Below are 14,574 nucleotides of genomic sequence, written 5' to 3' on the forward strand. Positions count from 1 at the left end.
CATAGATGATGAGAAAGCTTCTTTTGACATTTTTATTGGCCCCGATGCTACATGCTGCACATGGGCAGACTGTTCCCAATGTGGTGAGTACACCGACTGTAGGGCAGAACTATATACAGACCAGAACCTTCCGTGATACGGTTACCCTGGCCAAACTGAACAATACCCGTACGATCAAACAGGAAAACCGTACAGTTCAATATTTCGATGGGCTGGGCAGACCGTTACAGACCGTCCAGCTGATGGCCAGTCCCGGTTATAAGGATATCGTACAGCATATCGAATACGACGGCTTCGGCAGGGAGAGCACGAAATATCTTCCTTATGCCGAGCAGACGAGCAATAACGGCAGTTATAAAACCACTGCTAAAACTAACCAGGTCAATTTTTATAAGAGTACTGGCTGGGATATCCATGTCAAGAAAACCGATCAACCGTTTTCAGTTACGGTTTTTGAGAACAGCCCGCTGAACCGGATACAGCAGCAGGGCGCACCCGGCCTGGCCTGGCAGCCTGCTGCTAACAGAGAAACCGTAGCCATTGCTTCTACCACAGGCCATACCGCTGTTACTGAGTATAGTACCAATGTAGCCAATGATGTGAAACTATGGACGGTCACTGCTGCAGGAACAGGAGCGACCTCGGCATTCTATGCTGCAGGCACATTATATAAGACCATCATCAAGGACGAGAACTGGGTGAAGGCTACAGGTAAACAGGGAACAGTTGAAGAATATAAAGATTCTGAGGATCGTGTTGTATTGAAGCGCGTCTGGGAAACAGATACCAAGAAACTGGAGACCCATTATGTGTATGATGACTTTGGAGATCTGCGCTATGTGATCCCACCAGGATATACAGCGACTACCATTACAGATAACAATGCGGACTTTAACGAGCTGCTCTATGCCTACAAATATGACGGTAGAGGAAGACTGGTCGAGAAGAAGATTCCAGGCAAAGGCTGGGAATACCTGGTCTACAACAAGAACGATCAGGTTGTCCTCACACAGGATGCGAACCAGCGGGGACGCAAGGAATGGAGCTATACGCGTTATGATGCTTTTGGCAGGGTAACCACAACAGGACTTTATGTCAATACCAATGCAGCACAGCTGACAAGAGTACAGCTGGAAACTTATGTGGATACACATGCTGGCCCATTGTCGGAAAGCCGCAATGGAGCAGCTACTTATCCAACGCCAGCAACAACTTTTCCTACAGCAGGTACGGGCATCACGATCACTCCACTTTCGGTAAACTATTATGACGATTACAGTTTTACAGGTGCCACGACTTTAGCTGTGCAGGGCATAACCAAAAGTCTGAAGATCAAAGGTCTGTTAACAGGAAGTCTGGTTTACAAGGATGATGGTACAACACCGCTGTTGACAGTACAGTATTACGACGATTATGGTCGTGTGATCCAGACTGCAAGCCAAAATCATCTTGGTGGTACCGATTATGTGACCAATACCTATAACTTTCCTGGAGAACTGCTGACCAGTAAACGGGTACATACCCCAGCGACCGGAACGGCAACAACCATTCTGACGACCAATGATTACGACCATGTGGGCAGACTGCTAACCACTAAGAAGAAAGTGAATGCACAAACAGAAATCCTTCAGAGCAAGCTTGTGTATAATGAAATCGGACAGCTGAAGAGCAAAGGTATCCATAGTGAAAACAGTGGTACGAACTTCCTGACCAATATAACCTATGCTTACAACGAACGTGGCTGGGGAATCAAGACCTCTGCTCCGCAGTTTACCTATGAGCTGAACTATAACCTGAACAGTGCAGGATCAGCGGTATTGACAAATGCTCAGTATAATGGCAATATCGCCCAGCAGTTATGGGGTCATGCAGCGACGACCAATAGCACCTTTGTCTATACCTATGATGCCCTCAACAGGCTCAAAAATGGAACCAGCACAGGTACGGTCATGAGTGAGGCATTGACCTATGATGATATGGGTAATATCAAGACTTTGACAAGGGACGGTGGTACTACAATTACCTATGCTTACAACAATACGAACAAGAGTAACCGATTGGCCACTTTGACAGGCGGACTGACTGGTACATTTACCTATGATCTGAACGGTAATGCGACCAAGGACCGTACAGGTATGGCCTTCACCTACAATCAATTGAACCTGCCCAAGACAGCGGCAATAACAGGAAGAACAGTTGCTTATCTGTATGATGCAACAGGAGCTAAACTGAAAAAGACAGCAACAGTTGCAGCTGTTACCACCGAGCAGGATTATGTGGACGGGATCGAATACAGCAAGCTGGGGGCAGCAGCCAGTGTGATCGAACGAATCGCTACAGAGGAAGGCTTTTTGCTGAACAGTGCAGGAATCTACAGCTATCATTATAACCTGACCGACCATCTGGGCAATGTTCGCTCGGTGATCAAGCAGACAGGAACTGCAGCAGCACCAATTGCAACGGTTGTACAGAAACAGGATTACTATCCGTTTGGAAAGACCAAGTCTATTGTAACTGGTATAAATAGTAAGTATCTTTATAATGGCAAGGAGATGCAAGCTGACCTGAATGTGGGTACGCATACCTTGGGAGCTACTTACTTTTTAGAAGGGGAGTTAGATTACGGAGCGAGGTTCTATGATGCTGAGATTGGTCGGTGGAATGTGGTAGATCCAATGGCGGAAAAATATGAATCTATTTCTCCGTATTCCTATACCTTTAACAATCCTATCAGATTTATAGATATCAAAGGAAAAGATCCGGGTGATATTGTCCTTTTGTTTACAGGAGGAATTTTAGGGGCGCCTCTTCAAGGGAACACAGAGACTACACAGAGGCTGTATAATAATTTGTTGAATAATAGAAACGGCGAAACAATGATGCTATATACAAGTGTCTATTATACTCCTGATTTAATTGTTGAAAGTGCGTTGAAACATATTAAAGATAATGCTAAAGCTTTTCCTAATGGAAGGGTAATTCTTTATGGTTATAGTTACGGTGGGGTTATTGCAGATAAATTAGCAGAAAAGCTTAAAAAAGAAGGTATTGATGTCAATCTTATGATTACGGTAGATGCAGCTGATGGGCCTTGGAGTAATAATGTTAATAGAGAAATGTCAGATAATACTTTGGCCAATTTGAATTTTTTTCAAAAGAATAAAACGCTTCTAGACCCCACACTTTCTCATGGTGATTATAACTCAGGAAAAAATGTTGTGAATGTTAACAAGACTAACGATAAATATAAAGGAGAAAAAATGAACCATATGAATGTTGATGATGCGACATTAGGGATTTCTCAAAAAACTATATTGCAATTAATCCAGAATACTAAAGAAGAAAAGCGGACATTAACAAAAGACGAAATCCAATCATTATTTGGAAGATAACTTAAACTCTATTTTAATTTAAAAAGTCATGTATAAAATAGTAAATATCCTTTTAATACTTTGTGGAACTATTCTATCATATGTTTCATTATGTATGTTTATGTTAAATGTTTTTAGAATTGAGCTGCCGTATCCTGGAGAATATAATCTAACAACATTTATTTTTCTATATTTGGCGTTTCCTGTTATAGCGTTTGTACAGAACAGGGTCTCTAAAAAATTAGGGTATTCAAAAAGTTTCTCTTTTCTTTTTTTCTTTTTTTGGACTATTGCTTTGTTTTGTATGGTATATGCTTTATTTCAGAAGTAGCTACCCCTCTGGTTTAAGTATTCGCTATTTCTGCGGTCACTTAAACCCAATAAAGCGAAGACTTTGTCTGGAAATAGATCAGAACAAATGAAATTAAAAACTGCACGAAGGTAACAAGATATAGATTTGTAGATATGGAAAGGAAGAAGTATGTCTCTATAACATTTATTTAGTGCTGTATTGTGGTCTAGAGACCTGATGGTCAAAAAAGGATTTAAGTGACCCGTTGGAACACTTAAACTAGAGGTATAAATAGTAAGTATCTTTATAATGGCAAGGAAACCGCTATGCGGTTCATGAGGTCAGCTAAAAGACAAATTATTTCCGAATAAATGCAAGCTGACCTGAATGTGGGTACGCATACCTTGGGAGCTACTTACTTTTTAGAAGGGGAGTTAGATTACGGAGCGAGGTTCTATGATGCGGAGATTGGTCGGTGGAATGTGGTAGATCCGTTGGCAGATAAAATGAGGAGATATTCACCCTATGTGTATGGAAATAATAACCCTATTAGGTTTATTGATCCGGATGGGATGTTGTCTCAATCTTTTATCGATAACCTTTTAAATACATCAAATGACGGTCAGACAACTTGGACTAATCAGGGTGATGGAAGTTTCTCTGATGGAAATGGTAACAGTGTTGAAGAGCAAGATCCACCCAATCGTAAATCTGTTAAAATCAGAACAGGAGAACAGGTTTATAATAGAAGAGACAATCTATTAGGTCGTCTATGGGATTTTCTTGGGAATGAAAGAACCTATAAAGATACTGAGAATGGAAAAACATATACAGTTGATAGTGATGGGAAAATAAAGGGAGATTACAATGGAGGAATTGCTGGTGAATTTATAAGCGGAGGGGGAGCATCGTCAATTGCGAAATATAACCCAGCTAAGTTGAAAACTTTGATTGCTACTGAAGAAGGAGCACAAGCAGCTGAGAAAATAACTTCTATAGCAGAGAAAATGAAGACTAATGATCCGTATATTTTTGCTAGACCTGTATACACATATGTTCATAAAGGGAAAACCTATATTTTAGACGGGCATCATCGGATCAAAGCAGCAATACAAAATAACCAAACGATTAATGTTGTGGAGTTAAATGCGGCACAGGCTCTTGATAAATTTAAGAGTGTTGTTCAAGATATTCAGAAAGGATTATTTCAATGAAAAATATAGAAAACATAGTAGTTGATTATTACGAGTTTATACAAAACTATAAAGATCTAATAAAAGAACAAAATAAGGATGAATCTTATTTTATTAAAGAGAGAAAAGGAGAGATTGGTGGGTATAAGTTCTGGTATCATGGCGCTGGATGTCGTCTTGAAAAAGAAGGAACTGCTTGTGAGTTTGACTATTTACCTGAAAATGGCTTTCCAGTAAAATTTACTAACTGGGAAATCTATGAATTTATTAATACCAGTAGAAAATGGCCTGAATTAAATCCTAATTTAGATGATATTCACATTTCTTTGATGGCATTAGTTCAACAAAACAAGCTTTTTCTTTTAGAGCTAGACGGCGTCAAATTTCCAGTTTTTCAAATGAAAGATGTAACTCTTTTCAATTAGTTTGATAATTTTATTGGATTTAGGCAAATGATAAAACTTACAGAAATATGTAGGCGGGATCGAATACAGCAAGCTGGGAGCAGCAGCAAGTGTGATCGAACGGATTGCTACAGAGGAAGGATTTTTACGGAACCCTCTCTGGTTTAAGTGTTCGCTATTTCTTCGGTCATTTAAACCTGATATAAAACGAAGGTTTTGTCAGGAAATGGATAAGAACGGATGAAATTAGAAAATGCACGAAGGCGACAAGATATATAGATACTGAAAGGAAGAAGTATGTACCTATAATATTTATGTAGTGCTGTATTTTGATCTGGAGATCTGGGAGCTAAACAGGATTTAAGTAACACATTGGAATACTTAAACCAAAGGGGGATTATATAGATTGGCTAATCGATCAAAGTTATGGTATTATTAAAATGGATGAACATATTGTTCATTTTGTAATTTAAGCATGGAGACAGTCTTGTAAACATAGTAGCTACGGGTTATCCAACTGGTAAATATCTAGCAAACCCATCCAAATGACCCTAAACTATCTGAAAGGCAACAGGGAAGAGCTCCAAAAAAGAACGAATTAGAGAAGGATCAAAAAAGACAAAAAACGTCAAAATAATTGAAAAAGTAATATGGAATATTTAGCAAAAGATGATAAATTAATGGATATTTTAGTAAATCAAGCATATTTGCCAAATGCTGTAATATCTAGTATTAATATATGTTTGATTGACGATGTCCTTTGTGTAGAAGTATATTTTAAAATTCATAATTCGAAAGCAAAAGAAATGAAAATCATATTTCAGGTTGTCAAAGAATATGAGTTTAATTATAGTCATAACTCCTATTTTTACAATATAGAAATGTTTAAGCTTTTAAAATATGATGGATTTTATTATATAAGTTTTGATCCATATGAAGATGATCTTTCGAAAAGATCGACAATGGATAATGATTTAATTTTATTTGAACATTTTGAAGCTTATTCAAGTTAAGCGATAAAAATTATATTTCTATGTTCTCTTTTAATTTTTGGTGGATCATGATCCTGAATTAGTGAAGATATATTTAATAGAGATGAATTATAAACTATATTGATCCACTTCGAAAGAGTGTTGTCTAATAATATTTAGGTTTAAAAAAACGAAAGGAAAATATAAATTTTAGGAAGGATGAAGTATGACTTTTACATTGTAGAACTTTGTTTTTCTGCGACCCTCTCAAATATTTTTGTTATAGGGGTAGAGAATGAAGATGAAGATATTTTTTTAGTGGGTGAAGAAAGTCATATTATGGCCTTTTGTTCATTGGAAAATATTGTGAATTTTATTAATAATAGGAATACAGAAACTTTTCCATTCAATAAAAATAAGCTTGTTGACTATAAGCAATTATTTTCGAATGAAAGAGCTTATTACTCATTTACAGAAATTGAAGAGGTATTATTAAGAAATGTGAAAATTGATAACATAGGAAAAGATGATGCAGGAATTTTGATTGTGGGTTATAACCTTATTTCGGACTACTTTTACCAAACAAAAAATGAAGAATGTTTATTACTTAGGAAAAACATAAATATGGATATGTTTTTTGACTATTGTTATTATAAATATTTTTGGAAGCAAGGAGAAGAGTGGTTAGAACTTGAGAAAAAATTATCATCTTTTGATTATTCTGAATTTGTTAGAATTTTTAAAGAACTGATAAGTGTTTTTGAGAAAAGCATTAAAATAGTCCGTGTTTAATACAACAGGGTCCAACTTTTATCAGATTGGACCTTATTGTGTTATCTAATTAGTTTCGTCTGTTCAGAGCTGGCAACGTATCTATCTTATTAAACTTCGGATTATAGGGTGCCACGATTACTTCCCCCATTAATTCTATCACTTCTTCCAGTTCTATCTTCAATGGGGTATTCTTCGATGTATTGGGACTAATTTCTTTTATTTCATAGCCAATATGGGCAAACTTTAATTTCAGATCTTTATGTTTTATTTCCTTTGGTATTTTTAGGCTAAAGCGTCCTTCATCGTCTGTAGCGATGAGGTCTTTCGTTAAATTGTTGGACACCATTACTCCGATTAATGGTTTTTTAGACGTATCGGTAATAGATCCGGTAATGGTAATGCTATCTTTTGTATCCCTTTGTTCTTTGGAATTGTCAAATAGTGCATTTTTTGTTTGGGTTTCTGCTTTTGCAAATTTTGCAAACAAAAGTCCAGATATGATGAATCCCAAACGGAGTTTGGAGAAGTGTAGCCAGCTCCAAAGATTAGGTTTATATGTTGTCTTCGATTGAGAAGGCAATATTCTGCCACATACTTTTGTATTGGAATTTTGGATGTAGGTAATGATATCATCCGTTTTCCAATTTGTAAAATCCATTACTTCGGTTTGACATTTCGAACAGTGCTTCCCTTTGGAAGTCGGCGACATCGTGTTCCAACTTTCAGAACATGTGTTTGGTATTTCAATTGACATTTTTAGCGCTACGGTTATGACAGATTTACTTCGTTTTAAGCTTTTTTATTGGAGAGTCTTGACGAAAATACCGCAGACTATCTTGATAAGACGGTACCTTCAAACTATCTGGCTTAATTCTTCCTTTTTTATCTTTGTAAATATTGGGAATGGAATTATCCAACGAATTGGGCATTGGAACCGTAGAATTATCATTGAAATTCTTATTTTTCATATGATAATGCACAGTGGAGTCAACAGGTAATCTCAAATTAGGCATTTTGGATTCTTTCGATTGATTTCTAGTTCCTCGGAATGTAATGGACGAACGACTTGTATCTTTTTTCTGCTCTTGACCCAATGCTATTAAAAATATTCCTGAGAAACAAATTGACATGCATATCTTTTTCATAATTTCAACCAGTTAGAATATATGCTCTAATTTACAGTTAAATACCTTTAAATAAAACAATAAGCTTGTTAAACATTGTTAAAACCAATCAAATCAACTAAAGCATTTATATATTTGTAACAAATGAGAAAAAGAAGCATAGTTTTAATCATTAGCCTGATGACCCTTGCCCTATTAGGGGTGGCGGCTATGCAATTCTATTTTATACGAGAATCTTATCGTCAAAAATCGCAGCTTTTTGATGAATCGGTCAATGCTTCATTAACCGCTGTTGCAGGTAAAATAGAGCGTCGTGAGGTTGTTGATTTTGCGAAAGTGCAGCAGCAAACGAATATCAAGAAATATCAATTCGAACAAGAAAAACAAAGACACTTAGCGGAACTGTTAAAACTGCAACGAGAGGTTGAACAACTCCGGGCTGATCAATATGCCATAAAGGAAAAATTTAAAGAAGCAGAAGACCAGTTAAAAGAAACATTTCCAAGTGTAATTTCTATTGAGAATTCTTTTTATGAAACGTACATCAATCGTAAAAGTAAAGAAAACGTACTGAGTATTGATGTCATTAAGTACAACAGCCCTGACCATTTTGTGAAAGAATATGTGGAGATAGGGGCCACAAAATTTTTACCAAAAGTAAATGCTAAAGATGATAGTGCTCGATTTGTTATTCCTACTATCGACCCTGTTTTAAAAAAAGCTATCGAATATAAAATTGCCACTTTACCACCACGATCGGATAAGAATATTTCTAAAAAAATAATAGAAATCGAAAACAAGCTTGAAAAGATGAGTGGTCAAAGCTTGATCGGTTCAGGAAAAAATGTCTTTGACACCATCGCAGCAATTGGAGGTAAGAGAAGTGGAATCGTTGAGGATGTGGCCATTGGTTTGGAATTATCAAAACGTCCGTTTAGAGATCGTTTAAACATTAATCTCATCCAAGATTTGTTAAAGGAAGAATTGGCGACAAGAGATATAAAATATCCTTTTAATATTGAAGTTCGGGATAGCAGTAATATTGTTTTCAATATTCAGACCATCAACAACATTCATAATCCAAATAAAATAACACGTTATTCAACGGCACTTTTCAAAGGTGATATTGGTGCTCCTCCAGGGAAATTAAGTGTATACTTTCCACGAAAAAGCGCTATCATCGTCGATAATATGAGCTATCTTCTTTTACCAACTTTAGCCTTATTTTTTTTACTAATTGGTTGTTTTGCCTATACCCTCTTGATTATATTTAGACAGAAAAAAGTTTCAGAAATGAAGACTGATTTCATTAATAATATGACGCATGAATTCAAAACTCCTGTTGCGACTATTATGATTGCTAGTGAATCTTTACGCGATCCGGAGATCATTTCTGATGAGCGAAGAGTGAAACGTTTAGCAAATATCATCTACGATGAAAATGTGCGGTTGGGAAATCATATTGAACGTGTTTTAGATATTGCCCGTCTGGAGAAAGAAACCTTGAAACTAGAAAAAACTGCTATTCATATCAATGACTTATTATCAGCAGTACTCGATAGCATGCAACTCCAATTGCAAAAGGTTGGTGGTATTTTTGAACATCATTTAGACGCAAAAAACGATGTTGTTGTTGGAGATGAGCTTCATCTGTCGAACGTTTTTTTCAATTTGGTTGACAACGCCATCAAATACAGCAAGGAAAATCCACATATCATTGTAAAAACAAAAAATTCCAAAGATAATATTCAAATCTCGATCATTGATAACGGTATTGGGATGTCGAAAGACTATTTACTAAAAATATTTGATCAGTTTTATCGCATTCCTACAGGAAACATTCATAATGTAAAAGGTTTTGGCTTGGGGCTTTCTTATGTGTATGACATCATCAAAAGAATGAATGGAAAAATCACTGTAAAAAGTGATAAGGATAAGGGCACGCAGTTTGATATTACGCTGCCTATAAAAATTAAAAATTAAAAAAGATATTAAATTTCGTATATTATCATCAATATTCGAACAAAAACAGAAGAATATGCAGAAGATACTATTAGCAGAAGACGATCCAAACTTAGGGGATTTATTAAAAGATTATTTAGAACTTAAAGGTAAATTTGATGTCACACTTTGCACTGATGGTGAAGAGGCTGTGAATCAGTTTCGCAAAAGCACATATGATCTTTGCATCCTGGATGTCATGATGCCAAAAAAAGATGGCTTTACTGTAGGTCGAGAAATAAGAAAAATAAACAATACAACTCCTATTATTTTCGCTACCGCGAAAGGCATGATGGAAGATAAGACGGAAGCTTTTGAACTTGGTGGGGATGATTATATTATCAAACCTTTTCGTGTCGAAGAACTTCTACTACGCATCAATGCTTTACTCAAACGCATAGTAAGAGAAAAAGATGATCAGGTTGTCAGCGATAAATTTGAAATCGGTGAATATTTCTTCGATTATACGAGTCAACAAATTGCCCACAAAGGACTTCAACAAAAGCTATCGACAAAAGAGGCTGAATTACTTCGACTACTTTGTTTAAAGAAAAATGATGTCTTAACTCGAGAGGAGGCATTGTTAAAAATATGGCATGATGACAACTACTTCACTGGGAGAAGTATGGATGTTTTTTTAAGTAAGTTACGTAAGTATCTTCGAGATGATCCTAAAGTTGAAATTGTTAATGTGCATGGCAAAGGTTACAAATTATTAGTAAGCTAAAAAGAGATGTATCAGCATCTCTTTTCTAGATATGAGACACAAGATATGAGACAAATAAAAAGTTTCAAATCTCCCATCTATTAATATCCCAATATGAAAATAAAATTATCCTTTGTTATCTTTCTTTATTTATGTTTAGGCTTTATCGGTCTAGAGGTTTATGCACAAGAAAACATTGTTGTCAACGATTCTATTGCTCATCAAACGATCTTTCAAAAAATACCTTATAAGCAAATTGTCGTACCAGCGGCTTTGATGACATATGGAATTATCTCCTTGAACAGCCCTTATTTAAAGCATAAAAATGAGCAGATAAACGATGGGATTAACAATGATCCGTCAAAGACATTCAAGATCGATAATGTAACGCTATTTATTCCTTCTGCTGCGGTATATGGTCTTGATCTAATTGGTGTAAAAAGTAAGCACAATTTTAAAGAACGTTTATTTGTTAGTGCTGTTTCACATGCCATTACCTTGTCAACAGTTTACGCCATTAAACATACAACCCCAACTTGGAGACCTGATCTTGCTGATCAAGAATCCTTTCCTTCAGGACATACTGCAGTAGCTTTTACTGGTGCTGAAATGTTATGGCAAGAGTATAAAGACCAATCTATTTGGTATGGAATTGCCGGTTACACGATCGCTGCAGGAACAGGCTATCTGAGAATGTACAACCACAAACATTGGTTTTCCGATGTTGCCATGGGCGCAGGTATTGGTATGATGGGTACCAAGATTGCTTATTGGTTGTTACCTTTAGTGGATAAACATTTACAGTCGAACACATCCACTTCTTTAACAATGGTCGCTCCGTTTTATAATGGAAAACAAGCTGGTCTTGTGACAAGTTTTCAGTTTTAATGCGTGACAATATTCTCCTCCTTCTATCCTATCCATATTTCTGTTTAGAAAGAAAAACCTAACCTGTTGATCGTATTTTCGTTGCTTAGACTATAAGATCGTTTCTAAAAATTAAAAAAAATTTGTTTTTATAAAAGTAATTCCGATATTTACAGCGCTTATAGAGAAAGGCAGAGGGAATAGACCCATTGAAGCCTTAGCAACCTGTCCTTTGACAAGGTGCTACATTCTACCCTGATTAATTCGGGAATGATAAGCCAGACACAAAACTATACCTTGTGCCCTCCTCTCTAAAAAGCAATCGAAAAATTTAGTATAATAGATTCAAGAATTTTTGATCGTTTTTTATTTCAGATAACAAACCCTTCTATTTTCTTGCCTCGTTAAGGTTGAACAAATAAAATAATATCATATTTATGTTACTAACGAACAACTTAGGTTACCCACGTGTAGGTGCCTTCCGCGAGTTGAAAAAAGCCAATGAAGCATATTGGGCTAAAAAAATCAGCGCGCAAGAATTATTGCAGGCTGGTCAAAAAATCCGTGAGGGCAACTGGAAAACTCAAAAAGATGCTGGCATCGATTTGATTCCATCAAATGACTTTTCGTTTTATGACCAAGTTTTAGACTTGACATTAACTTTAGGTGCTATTCCTGCACAATATCAATCTCTTTTGAACAATGAAGATAAAGGATACAATTTAGACCTTTACTTTGCAATGGCTCGTGGTTTCCAACAAGATGGTGTGGATGTAACAGCTATGGAGATGACAAAATGGTTTGATACAAACTACCATTATATTGTTCCTGAATTTGTAAAAAATCAAGAATTTAAATTGACTTCAGAAAAATTCTTAAATGAATATAATGAAGCTAAATCTTTGGGTATAGAAACTAAACCTGTTTTAATCGGCCCAATCACTTACTTATTGTTAGGTAAAGAAAAAGAAACGGGTTTCAACCGTATCGATTTGATCGACAAATTGGTTCCTGTATATGAAGAAATCTTAGGTAAATTGGCTGCTGCTGGTGCAAAATATGTACAGATTGACGAGCCTTTCTTAGCTTTAGATATTGATGCTGCAACACGTGCTTTATACACAAGTGTATTCACAAAATTAGCTGCAGCAGCGAAAGACATCAAAATTATTATAACAACTTATTTCGAGGCTTTACGTGACAACGAAGAGACTGCATTAAACTTACCTGTTTATGCACTTCATGTTGACTTAGTAAGAGGTGAAAACCAACTTGATACGATATTAGCTAAAGTTCCAGCTTCATTAACGCTTTCATTAGGTGTTGTTGAAGGTCGTAACATTTGGAAAAATGATTACGTAAAATCTTTAGGACAAATCAAAAAAGCAGTTGATGCTTTGGGTAAAGACCGTGTTTTAGTAGGACCTTCTAGTTCTTTATTACATGTTCCTTTTGACTTAGATAATGAGGATAACGAAGAATCATTACCTAAAGAAGTTAAAAACTGGTTGGCATTCGCGAAACAAAAATTAGCGGAAGTAAAAGATTTAGCAGTCTTAGCGGAAGGTGAAGTAGATGCAAAAACTGCTGAACGTTTTGAAGCAAATAAAGCTGCTGCTGAAGATCGCCGTACTTCTTCTTTAATTCACAAACCAGAAGTGAAAGAGCGTACTGCTAATATCACAGATGATGATGCAAAACGTACTTCTACATTCTTAGCTCGTAAAGAAGCACAACAAGCGAAATTTAACCTTCCTGCATTCCCAACAACAACAATTGGTTCTTTCCCGCAAACAAAAGATGTTCGTAAATGGAGAGCTGACTTGAAAAAAGGTGCGATCTCCCAAGAACAATACGATAAAGAAATCGCTGAAGAAACAGAAAGAACAATCCGTCTTCAAGAGCAATTGGATATCGATGTATTGGTTCATGGCGAATTCGAACGTAATGACATGGTTGAATACTTTGGTGAGCAATTAGCAGGTTATGCCTTCACTAAAAATGGTTGGGTACAATCATATGGTTCTCGTTGTGTGAAACCTCCAGTTATTTATGGTGATGTTTACCGTCCTGCTGATATGACTGTTCGTTGGTCTTCATATGCACAAACATTAACGAACCGTCCAGTAAAAGGGATGTTAACGGGTCCAGTAACTATCTTACAGTGGTCATTCGTACGTAACGATCAACCTCGTTCTACAACAACATACCAAATTGCATTAGCGATTTTAGATGAAGTACAAGCTTTAGAAAAAGCAGGTATCAAAATTATCCAAATCGATGAGCCTGCAATCCGTGAAGGTCTTCCATTGCGTAAAGCAGATCATCAACAATATTTAGATTGGGCTGTACGTTCATTCCGTGTTTCTTCTTCAAATGTAGATGATGATACGCAGATCCATACGCACATGTGTTACTCTGAATTCAATGATATCATCGAAGATATCGCTGCAATGGATGCTGACGTCATCACAATCGAAACTTCTCGTTCTCAAATGGAGTTATTAGATGCATTTGCTGCTGACTTTAAATATCCAAACGATATCGGACCAGGTGTATATGACATCCACTCTCCTCGTGTACCGAGTACAGAAGAAATGGTTGAATTATTGCGCAAAGCAAAAGCTGTAGTTCCAGCAGAACAACTTTGGGTTAACCCTGATTGTGGTTTGAAAACACGTGCTTGGCCTGAAACTAAAGCTGCTTTAGAAGCTATGGTAGAAGCTGCCAAAATCTTAAGAGCTGAATAAGTTTAGGCTTTTAGTATTATAAATTAGAATAGCCCGAAGTAAATACACTTCGGGCTCTTTTTTTATTAAAAATTTTCATAAATTCATATGATAACTTAAATTCACACGATCTAATTGCTAT

11 protein-coding genes and 1 riboswitch are annotated in these 14,574 nt (G+C 36.4%); of the genes, 9 read left to right on the forward strand and 2 right to left on the reverse strand.

Translation table 11 applies throughout. The features are described from left to right. Positions 1-8 precede the first annotated feature (8 nt). The 5 genes from LZQ00_RS14545 (at position 9) to LZQ00_RS14565 (ending at position 7,023) form a co-directional block, all read left to right on the forward strand. Entirely contained in the window at positions 9-3,392 is a 3,384-nt protein-coding gene (locus tag LZQ00_RS14545) for a DUF6443 domain-containing protein (protein WP_234509989.1), read from the forward strand. A 642-nt stretch (positions 3,393-4,034) separates the two neighbouring features. After that, a complete protein-coding gene (locus LZQ00_RS14550; RefSeq protein ID WP_234509990.1) occupies positions 4,035-4,877 on the forward strand; it encodes an RHS repeat-associated core domain-containing protein in 843 nt (280 codons plus the stop codon). Next, positions 4,874-5,281: a DUF6896 domain-containing protein gene (locus LZQ00_RS14555; RefSeq protein ID WP_234509991.1), complete on the forward strand. Its 408-nt coding sequence runs from the start codon at positions 4,874-4,876 to the stop codon at positions 5,279-5,281. Before LZQ00_RS14550 ends, LZQ00_RS14555 begins: the two co-directional genes overlap by 4 nt. 629 nt (positions 5,282-5,910) lie before the next feature. Further along, complete coding sequence (locus LZQ00_RS14560; protein WP_234509992.1) at positions 5,911-6,273, forward strand: hypothetical protein; 363 nt, start codon at positions 5,911-5,913, stop codon at positions 6,271-6,273. Between the two features lie 177 nt (positions 6,274-6,450). Further along, complete coding sequence (locus tag LZQ00_RS14565) at positions 6,451-7,023, forward strand: hypothetical protein (RefSeq protein WP_234509993.1); 573 nt, start codon at positions 6,451-6,453, stop codon at positions 7,021-7,023. 49 nt (positions 7,024-7,072) lie between these two features. On the opposite strand, the gene LZQ00_RS14570 is transcribed toward LZQ00_RS14565, so the two are convergent. Together LZQ00_RS14570 and LZQ00_RS14575 are read right to left on the reverse strand one after the other, a co-directional pair. Next, a complete protein-coding gene (locus LZQ00_RS14570; RefSeq protein ID WP_234509994.1) occupies positions 7,073-7,759 on the reverse strand; it encodes a carboxypeptidase-like regulatory domain-containing protein in 687 nt (228 codons plus the stop codon). A gap of 25 nt (positions 7,760-7,784) precedes the next feature. Then, complete coding sequence (locus LZQ00_RS14575; RefSeq protein WP_234509995.1) at positions 7,785-8,150, reverse strand: hypothetical protein; 366 nt, start codon at positions 8,148-8,150, stop codon at positions 7,785-7,787. A gap of 123 nt (positions 8,151-8,273) precedes the next feature. Here LZQ00_RS14575 and LZQ00_RS14580 point away from each other — a divergent pair, with 123 nt between their 5' ends. The 4 genes from LZQ00_RS14580 to metE all read left to right on the forward strand — a co-directional run bounded on the left by LZQ00_RS14580 (position 8,274) and on the right by metE (position 14,453). After that, positions 8,274-10,112, forward strand: a complete 1,839-nt coding sequence (locus LZQ00_RS14580) for a sensor histidine kinase (RefSeq protein ID WP_234509996.1) — start codon at positions 8,274-8,276, stop codon at positions 10,110-10,112. Between the two features lie 55 nt (positions 10,113-10,167). After that, positions 10,168-10,857: a response regulator transcription factor gene (locus tag LZQ00_RS14585; protein WP_234509997.1), complete on the forward strand. Its 690-nt coding sequence runs from the start codon at positions 10,168-10,170 to the stop codon at positions 10,855-10,857. A gap of 93 nt (positions 10,858-10,950) precedes the next feature. Then, positions 10,951-11,724, forward strand: a complete 774-nt coding sequence (locus LZQ00_RS14590; protein WP_234509998.1) for a phosphatase PAP2 family protein — start codon at positions 10,951-10,953, stop codon at positions 11,722-11,724. 155 nt (positions 11,725-11,879) lie between these two features. Beyond that, positions 11,880-11,983, forward strand: a riboswitch (SAM riboswitch). 157 nt (positions 11,984-12,140) lie between these two features. Next, positions 12,141-14,453, forward strand: coding sequence for a 5-methyltetrahydropteroyltriglutamate--homocysteine S-methyltransferase (gene metE / locus LZQ00_RS14595; protein WP_234509999.1), 2,313 nt, complete (start codon positions 12,141-12,143; stop codon positions 14,451-14,453). The last annotated feature ends 121 nt before the right edge of the window (positions 14,454-14,574 follow it).

The organism is Sphingobacterium sp. SRCM116780, from assembly GCF_021442025.1.
In the GTDB taxonomy this organism is placed as follows: Bacteria; Bacteroidota; Bacteroidia; order Sphingobacteriales; family Sphingobacteriaceae; genus Sphingobacterium.